This window comes from Rubrivivax gelatinosus IL144, assembly GCF_000284255.1.
Classification (GTDB): Bacteria; Pseudomonadota; Gammaproteobacteria; order Burkholderiales; family Burkholderiaceae_C; genus Rubrivivax; species Rubrivivax gelatinosus_A.
Window position 1 is genome coordinate 1,100,054 of sequence record NC_017075.1, and the last position, 16,123, is coordinate 1,116,176.

14 protein-coding genes are annotated in these 16,123 nt (G+C 69.7%); 9 read left to right on the plus strand and 5 right to left on the minus strand.

All coding sequences use genetic code 11. The features are described 5' to 3' along the window. Window positions 1–3 precede the first annotated feature (3 nt). The 5 genes from ugpQ to ugpB all read right to left on the minus strand — a co-directional run bounded on the left by ugpQ (window position 4) and on the right by ugpB (window position 5,060). Window positions 4–756, minus strand: coding sequence for a glycerophosphodiester phosphodiesterase (gene ugpQ, locus RGE_RS05185; protein ID WP_014427271.1), 753 nt, complete (start codon window positions 754–756; stop codon window positions 4–6). Next, window positions 756–1,817 (minus strand): sn-glycerol-3-phosphate import ATP-binding protein UgpC, encoded by a 1,062-nt coding sequence (locus tag RGE_RS05190; RefSeq protein ID WP_014427272.1) that lies wholly within the window; start codon window positions 1,815–1,817, stop codon window positions 756–758. Before RGE_RS05190 ends, ugpQ begins: the two co-directional genes overlap by 1 nt. Before the next feature lie 35 nt (window positions 1,818–1,852). Further along, window positions 1,853–2,710: a sn-glycerol-3-phosphate ABC transporter permease UgpE gene (ugpE, locus tag RGE_RS05195; protein WP_014427273.1), complete on the minus strand. Its 858-nt coding sequence runs from the start codon at window positions 2,708–2,710 to the stop codon at window positions 1,853–1,855. Next, window positions 2,710–3,531, minus strand: a complete 822-nt coding sequence (gene ugpA, locus RGE_RS05200; protein ID WP_052311045.1) for a sn-glycerol-3-phosphate ABC transporter permease UgpA — start codon at window positions 3,529–3,531, stop codon at window positions 2,710–2,712. The genes ugpE and ugpA overlap by 1 nt, the downstream gene beginning before the upstream one ends. 218 nt (window positions 3,532–3,749) lie before the next feature. Beyond that, entirely contained in the window at window positions 3,750–5,060 is a 1,311-nt protein-coding gene (gene ugpB / locus RGE_RS05205; protein WP_014427275.1) for a sn-glycerol-3-phosphate ABC transporter substrate-binding protein UgpB, read from the minus strand. A 172-nt stretch (window positions 5,061–5,232) separates the two neighbouring features. Between ugpB and RGE_RS05210 the strand changes: the two genes are divergently transcribed. The 9 genes from RGE_RS05210 to RGE_RS05250 all read left to right on the plus strand — a co-directional run bounded on the left by RGE_RS05210 (window position 5,233) and on the right by RGE_RS05250 (window position 16,109). Further along, window positions 5,233–9,171, plus strand: a complete 3,939-nt coding sequence (locus RGE_RS05210) for a DUF3683 domain-containing protein (protein ID WP_014427276.1) — start codon at window positions 5,233–5,235, stop codon at window positions 9,169–9,171. Window positions 9,172–9,444: 273 nt separating this feature from the next. Next, complete coding sequence (locus RGE_RS23035) at window positions 9,445–9,897, plus strand: FxDxF family PEP-CTERM protein (RefSeq protein WP_196887134.1); 453 nt, start codon at window positions 9,445–9,447, stop codon at window positions 9,895–9,897. A gap of 102 nt (window positions 9,898–9,999) precedes the next feature. Then, the gene (locus tag RGE_RS05220) at window positions 10,000–10,413 is read left to right on the plus strand and encodes a gamma-butyrobetaine hydroxylase-like domain-containing protein (protein ID WP_014427278.1); all 414 of its coding nucleotides are present in this window, start codon (window positions 10,000–10,002) and stop codon (window positions 10,411–10,413) included. Window positions 10,414–10,420: 7 nt separating this feature from the next. After that, a complete protein-coding gene (ubiE, locus tag RGE_RS05225) occupies window positions 10,421–11,152 on the plus strand; it encodes a bifunctional demethylmenaquinone methyltransferase/2-methoxy-6-polyprenyl-1,4-benzoquinol methylase UbiE (protein ID WP_014427279.1) in 732 nt (243 codons plus the stop codon). Beyond that, entirely contained in the window at window positions 11,146–11,589 is a 444-nt protein-coding gene (locus tag RGE_RS05230) for a Tim44 domain-containing protein (protein WP_014427280.1), read from the plus strand. The genes ubiE and RGE_RS05230 overlap by 7 nt, the downstream gene beginning before the upstream one ends. Before the next feature lie 381 nt (window positions 11,590–11,970). Next, window positions 11,971–12,918, plus strand: a complete 948-nt coding sequence (locus RGE_RS05235) for an EpsD family peptidyl-prolyl cis-trans isomerase (protein WP_014427281.1) — start codon at window positions 11,971–11,973, stop codon at window positions 12,916–12,918. Then, entirely contained in the window at window positions 12,915–13,745 is an 831-nt protein-coding gene (gene epsE, locus RGE_RS05240; protein WP_014427282.1) for a polysaccharide export protein EpsE, read from the plus strand. The genes RGE_RS05235 and epsE overlap by 4 nt, the downstream gene beginning before the upstream one ends. A 10-nt stretch (window positions 13,746–13,755) precedes the next feature. Then, window positions 13,756–15,183: a chain length determinant protein EpsF gene (gene epsF, locus RGE_RS05245; RefSeq protein ID WP_014427283.1), complete on the plus strand. Its 1,428-nt coding sequence runs from the start codon at window positions 13,756–13,758 to the stop codon at window positions 15,181–15,183. 2 nt (window positions 15,184–15,185) lie between these two features. Continuing rightward, a complete protein-coding gene (locus tag RGE_RS05250) occupies window positions 15,186–16,109 on the plus strand; it encodes a polysaccharide biosynthesis tyrosine autokinase (protein WP_014427284.1) in 924 nt (307 codons plus the stop codon). Window positions 16,110–16,123: the final 14 nt, after the last annotated feature.

The following is a 16,123-nucleotide window of genomic DNA, read 5'->3' on the forward strand; positions in this document are numbered from 1 at the left end:
GCCTCAGTCGACGACGCGCGTCGCGTCGGGCGAGAAGCGGTCGACGGCGTCGGTGATCAGCCCGGCGACGCCGGCGGCCAGCAGCCGGTGCGCCTCGGGCGGGTCGTTGACGGTGTAGCAGAGCACGCGCATGCCGTCGGCGCGGGCACGATCGACCAGCGCGGCGTCGACCGTCATGTAGTTCGGGATGAGGGCCACGCAGCCGAGCTCCAGCGCCGCCTCGTACCAGCCGTCCCAGAAGGCGTCGACGAGCAGCGCCCGCGGCAGCTCGGGCGCCACGTCGCGCGCGCCGGCCAGCGCCTCGGCCTTGAAGGAGCTGAGCAGCGGCGGCAGGTCCTGGCCGGCCCACAGCCGGCGACAGGCCGCGGCGACGACCTGGCCGGTGTGGCGCTCGGTGCCCGGTGTCGGCTTGATCTCCAGGTCGAGCCGGAAGCCGTTGCGCAACAGGTAGGTGGCCAGCGCGTCGAGGCTCACCGGCGGCTCGCCGGCGTAGGCGCGCGAGTGCCAGCCGCCGGCGTCCAGCCGCGACAGCTCGCTCCAGGGGCGTTCGCCGGCGATGCCGCGTTCGGGCGTCGTGCGCTCCAGCGTCGTGTCGTGCATCAGGAAGGGCACGCCGTCGGCGCTGAGCTTCACGTCGCATTCGAAGGCGCGGTAGCCGTAACTTGCGCCGAGACGGAAGGCGGCCAGCGTGTTCTCCGGCGCCAGCTTGCCGGCGCCGCGGTGCGCCAGCCACAGCGGGTAGGGCCAGGGCTGCATCAGCCCACCCGCTTGCCGCTCGCGGCGTCGAACCAGTGCAGATGGCGGCCTTCGACGAGCAGGCTCACCGTGTCGCCGACGGCCGGCGGCACCAGCGTGCCGTCGATGCGCAGCGTGAACGCCGCTTCGCCGACGCGGCCGTAGACCAGGCGCTCGGCGCCCAGCATCTCCAGCATCTCGACCTTCAGCGGCCAGCCGCCTTCACCCAGCACCGCGTGCTCGGGCCTCACGCCCAGCGTCAGCGCGCCGTCGCGCGGCGCCGCGGCCGGCAGGGCGATGGCCGTGCCGCCGAGCTCGAAACGGCCGCCGACGGCCTGGCCCGGCATCAGGTTCATCGGCGGCGAGCCGATGAAGCCGGCGACGAAGGTCGAGGCCGGCCGGCCGTAGACGTCCTCGGGCGTGCCGATCTGCTCGATGCGTCCGGCGTTCATGACGATCAGCCGCTGGCCCAGCGTCATCGCCTCGACCTGGTCGTGGGTGACGAAGAGCGAGGTGACGCCGAGCTCGCGGTGCAGCTTCTGGATCTCCAGCCGGGTCTGGGCGCGCAGCTTGGCGTCGAGGTTGGACAGCGGCTCGTCGAACAGGAAGACCGCCGGCTGGCGCACGATCGCACGCCCCATCGCGACGCGCTGGCGCTGGCCGCCGGAGAGTTCACGCGGGCGGCGCTGCAGCAGCGTGCCGAGCTCGAGGATCTTGGCCGCCTTCTGCACGCGGCGCTCGATCTCGTCCTTGGACACCTTGGCGATCTTCAGGCCGTAGGCCATGTTGTCGTAGACCGTCATGTGCGGGTACAGCGCGTAGTTCTGGAAGACCATCGCGATGTCGCGCTGCGCCGGCTCCAGCCGGTTGACGACGCGCCCGCCGATGTCGATCTCGCCGCCGGAGATGTCTTCCAGCCCCGCGACCATGCGCAGCAGCGTGCTCTTGCCGCAGCCCGAAGGCCCGACGATGACGATGAACTCGCCGTCGGCGATCTCGGCGTCGACGCCGTGGATCGCCTTGAACGTGCGCGCGCCGGCGCCGTAGGTCTTCTCGACCTGTCTGAGGGATATCGAACCCATGTTTCTGTCGTTCTGGAGTCAGGCCGTGGCCGGCGTCACTTCTCGCTGTCGGTGAGGCCCTTGACGAACCACTTCTGCATCAGGATGACCACCGCCGCCGGCGGCAGCATCGCCAGGATCGCGGTGGCCATCACCGCGTTCCACTCGGTGTAGGCATCGCCGCCGGAGATCATGCTCTTGATGCCGAGCACGACCGGGTACATGTCCTCGCTGGTCGTGATCAGCAGCGGCCACAGGTACTGGTTCCAGCCGTAGATGAACTGGATCACGAACAGCGCCGCGATCGAGGTGCGCGACAGCGGCAGCAGCACGTCCTTGAAGAAACGCATCGGCCCGGCGCCGTCGATGCGCGCCGCCTCGACCAGCTCGTCGGGAATCGTCAGGAAGAACTGGCGGAACAAAAAGGTCGCGGTCGCCGAGGCGATCAGCGGCACCGTCAGCCCGGCGTAGCTGTTGAGCAGGCCCAGGTTGGAGACGACCTCGTAGGTCGGGCCGATGCGCACCTCGACCGGCAGCATCAGCGTCACGAAGATCATCCAGAAGACGATGCCGCGGCCGGGGAAGCGGAAGTAGACGACGGCGAAGGCCGACAGCAGCGAGATGACGATCTTGCCGATCGAGATGACCAGGGCCATCACCAGGCTCACCTCGAGCATCGGCAGCACCGGCGCGATGTTGGCGCCGTAGGCCGTCTTGCCGCCGAACAGCGCCAGCCGGTAGCTCTCGAGCATGTTGTCGCCGGGCAGCAGCGACATCGGCACGTTCTGCACGATCTGCTCGGCGGTCTGCGTGCTGGCGATGAAGGTGATGTAGACCGGGAAGGCGACGATCATCACCCCCAGCACCAGCACCAGGTGCGACAGCGTCGTCGCGACGGGGCGGTTCTCGACCATCAGTAGTTCACCCGTTTCTCGACGTAGCGGAACTGGATCACCGTCAGCGCGACGACGATGACCATCAGCACCACGCTCTGCGCGGCCGAGCCGCCCAGGTCCAGCGCCTTGAAGCCGTCGTAGTAGACGCGGTAGACGAGGATCGCCGTGTCCTTGCCCGGGCCGCCGTGCGTCGCCGCGTCGACGATCGCGAAGGTGTCGAAGAAGGCGTAGACGATGTTGATGACCAGCAGGAAGAAGCTGGTCGGCGTCAGCAGTGGGAACTGCACCGTCCAGAAGCGCCGCCAGGGGCCGGCGCCGTCGATCGCGGCGGCCTCGATCAGCGACTTCGGGATCGACTGCAGCCCGGCGAGGAAGAACAGGAAGTTGTAGGACACCTGCTTCCAGACCGCTGCCATCACGATCAGCGCCATCGCGTCGCCGCTGTCGAGCAGGTGGTTCCAGTCGTAGCCCAGCCGGCGCAGCCAGTAGCTGACGATGCCGATCGACGGCGCGAACATGAACAGCCACAGCACGCCGGCCAGCGCCGGCGCCACCGCGTAGGGCCAGATCAGCAGCGTGCGGTAGAAGCGTGCGCCGCGCACGACGCGGTCGGCCATCACCGCCAGCACCAGCGACACCGAGATGCCGACGACGGCCACCAGCGTCGAGAACATCGCGGTGGTCTTGAACGACTGCAGGTAGCTCTCGTCGTCGATCAGGCGGCGGAAGTTCTCCAGCCCGACGTACTCGACGCTGGTGCCGAACGCGTCCTGCTGCAGCAGGCTGTAGTGCAGCGCCTGCGCGGCGGGCCAGAAGAAGAAGACGAGGATGACCGCCATCTGCGGTGCGATCAGCACCCAGGGCAGCCACCCGTTCTTGAAGCGGACTCTTTTTTCTGCAGCCAAAGCTGGCTTCCCGTCACGACGACGGCGGGCGCCCGCCTGGGGAACACCCGCCGTCCAGAGCGCCCCCGAGGGCGCGATGCCAAGACCGCGAGCCTAACAGGCGCGCGGCCCGCGTCCGCCCGGCGATGGACGCGCGGGCGTCGCGGCGGCGTTCAGCGGTTGGCCTTCTCGAAGCGTTCGAGCTGCTCGTCGCCGCGCTTCTTGGCCGCGTCCAGCGCCTCCTTGGCGCTCTTCTTGCCGGCCCAGACCTGTTCCATCTCCTCGTCGACGATGGTGCGGATCTGCACGAAGTTGCCCAGGCGCACGCCGCGCGACTTGTCGGTGACCTTGCGGATCATCTGCGTCACGGCGACGTCGGTGCCCGGGTTCTCCTTGTAGAAGCCGGACTTGTCGGTCAGCTCGTAGGCCGCGGTCGTCGTCGGCAGGTAGCCGGTGCGCTGGTGGCTGGCGGCCTGCACCTTCGGGTCCGACAGGTACTCGAAGAACTTGGCCACGCCCTTGTACTCGGCCGGCTTCTTGCCGCTCATCACCCAGAGGCTGGCGCCGCCGATGACGGTGTTCTGCGGCGCGCCTTGCACGTCGGGGTAGTAGGGCAGGGCGCCGATGCCGCCGCTGAACTTGGCGTTGCGCTTGACGTTGCCGTACAGGCCCGAGGAGCCGGTCATCATCGCGCACTCGCCCGAGACGAAGGTCGCGTCGGCGGCGTTGCCGCGGCCCTTGTAGACGAACAGGCCCTGCTTGGCCATGTTGGCCAGGTTCTCGATGTGGCGCACGTGCAGCGGCGTCGTGAAGGCCAGGCGCGTGTCCAGGCCGCCGAAGCCGTTGCGCTTGGTCGCGTACTCGACGTTGTGCCAGGCCGAGAAGCTCTCCAGCTGCGTCCAGCTGACCCAGCTCGTCGTGAACGGGCACTTGTGGCCGCTGGCCTTGAGCTTGGCGGCGGCCAGCGCCACTTCAGGCCAGGTGGTCGGCGGCTTGTTCGGGTCCAGGCCGGCGGCCTTGAAGGCGTCTTTGTTGTAGTGGAAGACGGTCGTCGAGCTGTTGAACGGCAGGCTCATCATCTGGCCGTTCGGCGCCGTGTAGTAGCCGGCCACGGCGCTGATGTAGCGCGTCGGGTCGAACTTGACGCCGGCTTCGGACATCAGCGTGGCCACCGGCTTCACCGCGCCCTTGCTGGCCATCATCGTCGCGGTGCCGACTTCGAAGACCTGCAGGATGTGCGGCGCGTTGCCGGCGCGGAAGGCGGCGATCGCGGCGGTCATCGACTCGTCGTAGCTGCCCTTGAACACCGGCACGACCTTGTAGTCCTTCTGCTGGGCGTTGAAGTCCTTGGCCAGGTCGTTGACCCATTCGCCCAGCGCGCCGCCCATCGAGTGCCACCACTGGATCTCGACCTGGGCCTGCGCGGGCAGGGCAAAGAGTGCCGCCACCGCGGCGGCGGCGGCGAACATCGGCTTCTTGATCATGAAAGAGGGCTCCTGCAGCGAGAGTTGTACGTACGCGAAAGGATGCGTGCGTTTTGTGACAGTTCCCGGTTCTGTCACGCGCCGTCCGGCGCGGGCACCCGGGTTTACCCGGTGGCGCACAAGACCCGTCTGCGGTCTCGATGCTGCACTGCGGTAGGATGCGAGGTTCGCCATGAACGCGCCGCAAGCCTTTGCCACACCTCAAGTCCCGGCCGACGCCGCCCCTCGTGGCGCCCCGGACCGTGGCGACGACGCACCCGCGCGCCTGCGCGAGATCCCGTACAACTACACCTCGTTCTCGGACCGCGAGATCGTTCGCCGCCTGCTCGGCGAGCGCGCCTGGGAGTTGCTGGACCGCCTCCGCCAGGAACGCCGTACCGGGCGCTCGGCGCGCATGCTCTACGAGGTGCTGGGCGACATCTGGGTCGTCCAGCGCAACCCGTACCTCGAGGACGACCTTCTCGACAACCCGGCGCGCCTGCGCCTGCTGACCGACGCGCTGGAGCACCGGCTGCGCGAGATCGAGCGCCGCCGCCAGCCCGACGACGCCGAGCGCGACGCCCACGTCGGCGAACTGCTGGACGCCGCGCGCGCCGCGGTCGCGCGTTTCTCCGACCGATTCGAGGAAGTGCGCGCGCTGCGCCACCGCACGCGCCGCGTGCTCGGCCGCGTGACGGCCAAGGACAACATCAAGTTCGACGGCCTGTCGCGCGTGGCCCACGTCACCGATGCCACCGACTGGCGCGTCGAGTACCCCTTCGTCGTGCTGACTCCCGACACCGAGGCCGAGATGGCCTTGCTGGTCAAGGGCTGCATCGAACTCGGCCTGACGATCATCCCGCGGGGCGGCGGCACCGGCTACACCGGCGGCGCCGTGCCGCTGGCCTGGAACAGCGCGGTCATCAACACCGAGAAGCTCGAGGCGATGACCGAGGTCGAGCACGTGACGCTGCCCGGGCTGGACGCGCCGGTGGCCACGATCTGGACCGAAGCCGGCGTCGTCACGCAGCGTGTGGCCGACGCCGCCGAGCGTGCCGACCACGTCTTCGCCGTCGACCCGACCTCGGCCGAGGCCTCGTGCATCGGCGGCAACATCGCGATGAACGCCGGGGGCAAGAAGGCGGTGCTGTGGGGCACGGCGCTGGACAACCTGGCGTCCTGGCGCATGGTCACGCCCGAGGCCAAGTGGCTGGAGGTGGTGCGCGTCGGCCACAACCTCGGCAAGATCCACGACGTCGAGATCGCGGTCTTCGAACTGCGCACCTACGACACCAGCGGCCGCACGCTGGAGCACACCGAGCGCCTGGAGATCCCGGGCCGCGTGTTCCGCAAGGAAGGCCTGGGCAAGGACGTCACCGACAAGTTCCTCGCCGGCCTGCCCGGCATCCAGAAGGAAGGCTGCGACGGCCTGATCACCAGCGCGCGCTGGGTCGTGCACCGCATGCCGGCGCACACGCGCACCGTCTGCCTGGAGTTCTTCGGCAATCCGAAGGAGGCGGTGCCCTCGATCGTCGAGATCAAGGACTTCCTCTTCGCCGAAGCCAAGAAACCCGGCGGCGCGATCCTGGCCGGCCTCGAGCACCTGGACGACCGGTATCTCAAGGCCGTCGGCTACGCGACCAAGAGCAAACGTGCGCTCAAGGGCAAGGGCCTGCCGAAGATGGTGCTGATCGGCGACATCGTCGGCGACGACGAGGACGCCGTCGCGCGCGCCACCAGCGAGGTCGTGCGCATCGCCAACAGCCGCAGCGGCGAGGGTTTCGTCGCCGTCAGCGCCGACGCGCGCAAGAAGTTCTGGCTCGACCGCAAGCGCACCGCGGCGATCGCGCGCCACACCAACGCCTTCAAGGTCAACGAGGACGTCGTCATCCCGTTGCCGCGCATGGGCGAGTACACCGAGGGCATCGAGCGCATCAACGTCGAGCTCTCGCTGCGCAACAAGCTGGCGCTGGTCGACCGCCTGAAGGCCTTCTTCTCCGAAGGCGCGCTGCCGATCGGCCCGGGCGGTGAAGCCGGCGAGATCCCCAGCGCCGAGATCCTGGAAGACCGCGCCGCCGAGGCGCTGACGCTGCTGTCCGAAGTCGGCGTGCTCTGGCGCTTCTGGCTCGAGCACCTGGACGTCGTGCAGGCCGACAGCGGCCGCTCGGTGTTCTCGCTGCTGCAGGACGACACGCTGCGTGCGTCGTGGAAGCGGCAGATCCTCAAGCCGCTGCAGGCCATCTTCGCCGGTGGCGCCTTCGCGCCCATCCTCGACGCCTGCAAGTCGATCCACAAGGAGGTGCTGCGCGGGCGGGTCTGGGTGGCGCTGCACATGCATGCCGGCGACGGCAACGTGCACACCAACATCCCGGTCAACAGCGACAACTACGAGATGCTGCAGACGGCGCACGAGGCCGTCGCACGCATCATGGCGCTGGCGCGCCGGCTGGGCGGCGTCATCAGCGGCGAGCACGGCATCGGCATCACCAAGCTGGAGTTCCTGACCGACGAGGAACTGGCGTCCTTCGCCGCCTACAAGGCCAAGGTCGACCCCGAGGGCCGCTTCAACAAGGGCAAGCTGATGCGCGGCGGCGTCGCCGGCGCGATGGCCGCCGACCTGAGCGACGCCTACACGCCGAGCTTCGGGCTGATGGGCCACGAGTCGCTGATCATGCAGCAGAGCGACATCGGTGCGATCAGCGAGAGCATCAAGGACTGCCTGCGCTGCGGCAAGTGCAAGCCGGTGTGCTCGACGCACGTGCCGCGCGCCAACCTGCTGTACAGCCCGCGCAACAAGATCCTCGCCACCTCGCTGCTCGTCGAGGCCTTCCTCTACGAGGAGCAGACGCGCCGCGGCGTCAGCCTGCGCCACTGGGAGGAGTTCGAGGACGTCTCCGAGCACTGCACCGTCTGCCACAAGTGCCTGACGCCGTGCCCGGTGAAGATCGACTTCGGCGACGTGTCGATGAACATGCGCAACCTGCTGCGCAAGATGGGGCAGAAGAGCTTCCGTCCGGGCAGCGCGGTGGCGATGACCTTCCTGAACGCCACCAGCCCGCGCACGATCAAGGCCATGCGCGGCGCGATGGTCGGCGTCGGCTTCAAGGCCCAGCGCCTGGCCAACGACCTGCTCAAGCCCGTCGTGCGCCGCCAGACCGCCGCGCCGCCGGCGACGCTGGGCACGGCGCCGCTCAAGGAGCAGGTGGTCCACTTCATCAACAAGAAGCTGCCCGGCGGGCTGCCGAAGAAGACCGCACGCGCCTTGCTGGACATCGAGGACCGAGAGTACGTCCCGATCATCCGCGACCCCGAGGCGACCAGCTCGGAGACCGAGGCCGTCTTCTACTTCCCCGGCTGCGGCAGCGAACGCCTGTTCAGCCAGGTGGGCCTGGCGACGCAGGCCATGCTCTGGCACGCCGGCGTGCAGACCGTGCTGCCGCCGGGCTACCTGTGCTGCGGCTACCCGCAGCGCGGCAGCGGCCAGTTCGACAAGGCCGAGAAGATCATCACCGACAACCGGGTGCTGTTCCACCGCGTGGCCAACACGCTGAACTACCTGGACATCAAGACGGTGGTCGTGTCCTGCGGCACCTGCTTCGACCAGCTGCAGGGCTACAAGTTCGAGGACATCTTCCCCGGCTGCCGCATCGTCGACATCCACGAGTACCTGCTCGACAAGGGCATCACGCTGCCCGGCGGCGAGGGCGCCTTCCTGTATCACGACCCCTGCCACACGCCGATGAAGCAGCAGGACCCGATGAAGACCGTCAAGGCGCTCGTCGGCCCCAACGTCGTGAAGAGCGATCGCTGCTGCGGCGAGAGCGGCACGCTGGGCGTCTCGCGCCCGGACATCAGCACCCAGGTGCGCTTCCGCAAGGAAGAAGAGATCCGCAAGGCCGAGGCCGCGCTGCGCGCCTCCGGCGCGGTGCCCGCGGGCGCCGGCGTGAAGATCCTCACCAGCTGCCCGAGCTGCCTGCAGGGCCTGAAGCGCTACCAGGACGACCTGTCCTCCGGCCTGCTCGAAGCCGACTACATTGTCGTCGAGATGGCGCGCCGCCTGCTCGGCGAGAGCTGGCTCGAGGATTACGTGCGCCGCGCCAATTCTGGCGGCATCGAACGCGTTCTCGTGTAACGCGCATTGCATTCGGATTCAATTCAACCTTGCGCAATGCGGGGTTGAACCGAATGCAACTCGAATCATTTCTACGCGTCTGCCGAAGCGAGGGTTTCATCTCGCGGCGCGGCGCATCACGCCGTTACCCTTGATGGCTCCGAATCCCCGGTTCATGGGGTGAAGATCCCGGCTCTTGACCCAGTACAACGATCGAACGGGCGGGTCCGAAAACTGCCCTTAGTCCTTCACCATCTACTGCCAGGAGTCGCAATGAATTTGAAACCTCTCGCCGTGGCGGCATTGCTCGCCACCAGCGCATCGGCATTTGCCGCAACCGACCTCGGGACGCTGGGAAGCGACCCCGTGTTCTTCAACGGCACCGGGTCGGGCTTCGTGTTCGACACCTTCACCTTCACGCTGTCGGAGCTGTCGAACCTGCGGATCGACGTCACCGACCTGAAGTTCCCGCCGGTCTGGTCGTTCAGCAACCTGGGCATCGCCCTGCTCGACTCGAGCTTCACGACGATCGGCACGGCCAATGCCGCCGACGGCCTGTCCTTCTCGGGGCTGGCCGCGGGCAGCTATGCGCTGGCGCTGACGGGCTTCACGACGGGCTCGTTGGGCGGGGCCTACGCGGGCGTCCTGGCCGCCTCGCCGGTGCCGGAACCCGAGACCTACGCGCTGATGCTGGCGGGTCTGGGCATCGTGGGCTTCATCGCCTCGCGCCGCCGCAACAACGTCTGACGGGGCACGGCCCCACTTGGGTCAAGGGCGGTGCCGGGCACCGCCCTTTTTTCATGGGGGGCGGCGATACACTCGCGCGTCCCGTTCTCGCCCCCCTGACGCATGAGTCCGCCCCGCGCGCCGCAGCCCACCTCGATCACCGTGCACCAGGCCTCGCGGGTCCTGGAGGTCGGCTTCGACGACGGCGCCCGTTTCCGCATCCCGTTCGAGCTGATGCGCGTGTACTCGCCGTCGGCCGAGGTCCAGGGCCACGGCCCGGGCCAGGAGACGCTGCAGACCGGCAAGCGCGAGGTGCTCGTCGAGGCGCTGGAACCCGTGGGCCACTACGGCGTGCGCCCGAGCTTCTCCGACGGCCACGACAGCGGCATCTACACCTGGGAGTACCTGTACCGCCTGGGAGCCGACGAAGCCGCGCTGTGGCAGCGCTACGAGGACAACCTGGCCGCCGCCGGCGTCGACCGCGACGCGCCGATGCCGCCCAAGCCCGGCCGCGCCTGCGGCTCCCATCACTCCTGAATCCCCCATGGCCCAGACCCATTTCGGCTACGAAACCGTCGACGAGAGCGAGAAGGCGCGGCGCGTGCGCGGCGTCTTCGATTCGGTCGCCTCGAGCTACGACCTGATGAACGACCTGCTGTCGATGGGCATGCACCGGGCGTGGAAGGCCTACACGGTGGCGGTGGCCAACGTGAAGCCGGGCGACCGCGTGCTCGACATCGCCGGCGGCACCGGCGACCTCGCGCGCGCCTTCGCGCGCAAGGTCGGCGAGACCGGCGCTGTGGTGCACACCGACATCAACGAGGCCATGCTGCGCACCGGCCGCGACCGCCTGCTCGACGAGGGCCTGGTGCTGCCGACGACGACCTGCGACGCCGAGCACCTGCCGTTCGCCACCGGGACCTTCGACCTCGTCACCGTCGCCTTCGGCCTGCGCAACATGACGCACAAGGACGGCGCGCTGCGCGAGATGTGCCGCGTGCTGCGCGACGGCGGCCGGCTGATGGTGCTGGAGTTCTCCAAGGTCGCCGCGCCGCTGGCGAAACCCTACGACTGGTATTCCTTCAACGTGATGCCGAAGATCGGGCGTCTGGTGGCCGGCGACGAAGCCAGCTACCGCTACCTCGCCGAATCGATCCGCATGCACCCCGACCAGCAGACGCTCAAGGCCATGATGAAGGAGGCCGGTTTCGGCCACGTGGACGTGCACAACATGAGCGCCGGCATCGTCGCGCTTCATGTGGGGATCAAGTGCTGAGTCGACTGGCGCGCCTGAAGCGGCGCGTCGCGCCGCAACGGCACCCCGGGCGCGCGGCGATGCCCGCCGCCGACCCCGACGTCGAGGCTTTCCTGCGTGTCGCACGCGCCAGCTTCGTCAAGCTCCAGGCCGCCTGGGACGCCGCCGACCTCGGCGCGCTGGCGGCCATCACCACCGAGGACCTGCTGGCCGAGCTGCGCGAGCAGCTCGAGGTGCGCGGGCCCGGTCCCAACCGCACCGAGGTGCTGGCGCTGGAAGCGCGCCTGCTCGGCCTGGACGAGGTCGGCGAAGGCCTCGTCGCCAGCGTCGAGTTCTCGGGCTGGATCCGCGAGCGCCTGGAAGAGCGCGCCGCGCCGTTTCGCGAGCTGTGGCTGCTCGCGAACCTGAAGTCCGCCGGCCGCGGCTGGCAGATCGCCCGCGTCCAGGCGCTGAGCTGAAGACCCCGCCGCCCGTCGGCGCTTGGTTCACATCCCCTGACAGTTCGGGCCTCCTCAGGCCTTCGCGCGCCCCGCATTCCGAGGGCTGCCTGTAACGGCCTCGCGCCCTGGCGGCGCCGCGCCGGGCTGCGCGCCGACGCCCGCGTCCTCCCTCGTACCCGCGCCGGGAACGCCGCTTGCCGAGGCTGTGGTCTGTACCTGCGGCCCTGGCGCCTTGTCACGAGTACCGAACCGAAGTTGCACCCTGAAGGGGTGCGGCACGCGGAGACGCCCTCATAGACTGGCCCGGCCTCGTGGTGCCAGGCCCCGGCACCAGCGGGGCACCGCGACCGCCTTGGCGCCTGGCGCCGGGGCGACCGATCGACTACCGGGGACCTTCTCATGGATCTGATGCTGACCGGGGCCGCGCCACCGTGGTTTTCGCGTGCTGCCGTCGCCCTCGTCGCCACCTGTGCCCTGGCCGCCTGCGGCGACCGCCAGGAACGCGCCAGCCAGACGGCGGCCAAGGTCAACAAGGACGAGGTCACCGTCCACCAGATCAACTTCGCGCTGCAGCAGCAGCGCGTGCGCCCGGAGCAGAGCGATGCCGCGGCGCGGCAGGTGCTCGAGCGCCTGATCGACCAGCAGCTCGCGCTGCAGAAGGCCGACGACCTGAAGCTCGACCGCGATCCGCGCGTCGTGCAGCAGCTCGAGGCCGCGCGCCGCGAGATCCTCGCCCGCGCCTACTTCGACCGCATCGGCGATGGCGCGGCCAAGCCGACGCCCGAGGAGATCCACGCCTACTTCGAGGCCAAGCCGGCGCTGTTTCGCGAGCGCCGCGTCTACAACCTGCAGGAGATCCTGATCGACGCGCCGGCCGCGCAGGAGGCGGCGCTGCGCCAGCGCCTGGCGCAGTCTGCCGACGTCGCGGCCTTCGTCGAATCGCTGAAGGCGCAGGGCATCCGTTACACCGGCAACCAGGTCGTGCGCGGCGCCGAGCAGCTGCCGCTGGCCGCCGTCGACCGCATCGCGGCGATGAAGGACGGCGAGGCCATGGTCACGGCCACGCCGGCCGGTCTGCAGGTGCTGGTCGTCGTCGGCTCGCGGCCGCAGCCGGTGACCGAGGAGCAAGCGCGCCCGGCGATCGAGCAGTTCATGCTCAACGAGCGCCGCCGCCAGATCGTCGAGGCCGACCTGAAGACGCTGCGCCAGACCGCGGCGATCGAGTACGTGGGCCGCTTCGCCGCCGCGGCGGCATCGGCGCCGGCGACCGCCGCTGCGCCTTCTGCCGCCAAGCCCGAGGGCTTGGCCGACGCCGACGTCGGCAAGGGACTGGGACTGAAACGATGACGAGCCTTCGAAACAGCGCTCTCGCCATCCTGCTGGCCCTGGGCAGCTTCGCCTTGGCCGGCGTCGCCATGGCGCAGGGCAGCCCCGCGGCGCCCGCGGCGGCCGAGTACCGGCTCGGCTCGGGCGACGTGCTGCGCATCAACGTCTACCAGAACCCCGACCTGACGCTGGAGACACGCGTCACCGAGGCCGGGATCATCAGCTTCCCGTTGCTGGGCAACGTGCGTGTCGGCGGCCTGACGGTCACGGCCGCCGAGAAGCTGATCGCCGACGGGCTGCGCAACGGCAATTTCGTCAAGCAGCCGCAGGTGACGCTGGTCGTGATGCAGATCCGCGGCAACCAGGTCAGCGTGCTGGGCCAGGTCAACCGGCCCGGACGCTACCCGCTGGAGGTCGCCGACATGCGGCTCACCGACGTGTTGGCGATGGCCGGCGGCACCTCGCAGGTCGGCGCCGACATCGTCGTCGTCACCGGCGTGCGCGAGGGCCGGCCGGTGCGGCTCGAAGTCGATCTGCCGGCGCTGTTCGCGCCCGAGGGCGGCGACCGCAACGTCGTGCTGCTCAACGGCGACACCGTCTGGGTGGCGCGCCAGCCGACGGTCTACATCTACGGCGAGGTGCAGCGCCCGGGCCCGATGCGCATCGAGCGCGACATGACGGTGATGCAGGCGCTGGCCACCGGCGGCGGCCTGACCCAGCGCGGCACCCAGAAGGGCATCCGCGTGCACCGCAAGACGCCCGAGGGCAAGGTCCAGGTCATCGAGCCCGCGCTCGACGACCGGGTGCGCGACGGCGACGTCGTCTTCGTGCGCGAGAGCCTGTTCTGAGGAGCCCGAGATGAGCCTGGCGCAGTTCCTCTCGATCCTGCGGGCCCGCTGGTGGGTGGCCGCGGCGGTGCTCGGCAGCGTCGTCGGCCTGACCTTCGTCGGCAGCCTGCTGTGGCCCAAGTCCTATACCGCCACGGCCAGCGTCGTCGTCGACGGCCGTCCCGACCCGATCGCCGCGATGGCCTACGGCGGCGGCACCTCGCCGGCGTTCATCGCGACGCAGATGGACATCTTCAACAGCGACCGCGTCGCGCAGAAGGCGGTGCGCAACCTGCGCCTGGACCAGAACCCGGCGGTGCTGCAGCAATGGCGCGACGCCACCGGCGGCCAGGGCACCGTCCAGCAGTGGCTGGGCGCGGCGCTGCAGAAGTCGCTGGAGGTCACGCCCTCGCGCGACTCGAACGTGCTCTTCATCACCTACAAGGCGCCGGACCCGGCCTTCGCCGCGACGCTGGCCAACGCCTTCGTCCAGGCCTACATGGAGACCTCGGTCGAGCTGCGGGTCGACCCGGCGCGCCAGTACAGCAGCTTCTTCGACGCGCGCACCCGGGACGCGCGCGAAGCGCTGGAGAAGGCCCAGTCGCGGCTCAGCGCCTTCCAGCGCGAAAAAGGCATCATCGCCACCGACGAACGCCTGGACATCGAGAACGCCCGCCTCAACGAGCTGTCCAGCCAGCTCGTCGCGATCCAGGCGATGCTCGCCGACTCCGACAGCCGCAACACGCAGGCGCGAGCCAACAGCGACCGGCTCAGCGACGTGATGAACAACCCGCTGGTCGCCGGCCTGCGCGGCGACCTGTCGCGCCAGGAGGTGCGGCTGCAGGAACTCAGCTCGCGGCTGGGCGACAACCACCCGCAGGTCCGCGAGCTCAAGACCAACATCGCCGAGCTGCGCCAGAAGGTCGAGCTGGAGACGCGCCGCGTCGCCGGCAGCGTCGGCGTGACGAACACCATCATGCGTGCCCGCGAGGCCCAGACGCGGGCGCAGCTCGACGAGCAGCGCTCCAAGCTGCTGCAACTGAAGGCGGTGCGCGACGAGGGCCAGGTGCTGTCGCGCGACGTCGAGAGCGCGCAGCGCACCTACGAGGCGCTGCAGGGCCGCCTGACGCAGACCAGCCTGGAGAGCCAGACCAACCGCACCTCGGTGAACGTGCTGACGCAGGCCGCGGCGCCGATCAACCCGTCGACGCCCAACGTGCCGCTGTACACGCTGGTGTCGGTCTTCGCCGGCGCCTTCCTGGCCGTCGGCGCGGTGCTGGCCATCGAGCTGCTCGACCGCCGCCTGCGCGTGCCGGAGGACGTCGCCACGCTGCTGGACCTGCCGGTGGTCGGCCTGATCCCCGGGCCGGGCGCGCCGCGGCGCTTCGACCGGCTGCGCCGTCCCCTGCTCGCCGAGCGTCGCTGGCTCGGCCTGTCCGACTCCGCAAAGGGCGCCTGACCATGGCCAAGTACCGCAGCTCGGTGATCCACGAGATCCCGGTCCACGCCGCCGACGACGAGACCGCGACCGCCGACGAGGCGAGCGACATCGCCGACCGTTCGATCGGCTCGATCATCGGCGAGGCGCGCAACCTCGACGCCAGCCAGATCGAACGCATCCTCGCCTACCAGCGCGAGCACGGCCTGCGTTTCGGCGAGGCCGCCGTGGTGCTGGGCTACGCGACGCACGACGACGTGATGTTCGCGCTGTCGCGCCAGTTCCATTACCCGTACGCGCCGCTGGAGCGGCGCAACGCCTGCCCCGAGCTGGTGACGCTGAACAAGCCGTTCTCGGCCCAGGCCGAGGCTTTCCGGGCGCTGCGCAGCCAGCTGATGGTGCGGCTGTACACCGAGCCCGAGCGGCGCGAGGCGCTGGCCGTCGTCAGCCCGCAGTCCGGCGACGGCCGCAGCTACTTCGCCGCCAATCTGGCGGTGGCGCTGGCCCAGCTCGGCGGGCGCACGCTGCTCGTCGACGCCGACCTGCGCCGTCCGCGCCAGCACGAGGTCTTCGGCCTGCAGGCGCGTTCGGGCCTGTCGGGCATCCTCGCCGGGCGCGCCGAGTCCAACGTCATCCAGCAGGTTCCCGGCATCGCCAGCCTGTTCGTGCTGCCGGTCGGCGCGGTGCCGCCGAACCCGGTGGAGCTCGTCGAGCGGCCGGCTTTCGGCCTGCTGACGCGCGAGCTGCTGACCAAGTTCGACCACGTCGTCGTCGACACGCCGGCGGCCGCCAGCGGCAGCGACTTCGCGGTCATCGCCGCGCGCTGCGGCGCCAGCCTGCTCGTCGCGCGTCGCCACCAGTCCCGGCTGGGCGATCTGCGCGAGGTGAGCGACACCCTGACCCAGGGCGCGGCGCGCACGGTCGGCGTCGTCGTCAACGAGTTTTGACGGCCCCGGCCGCG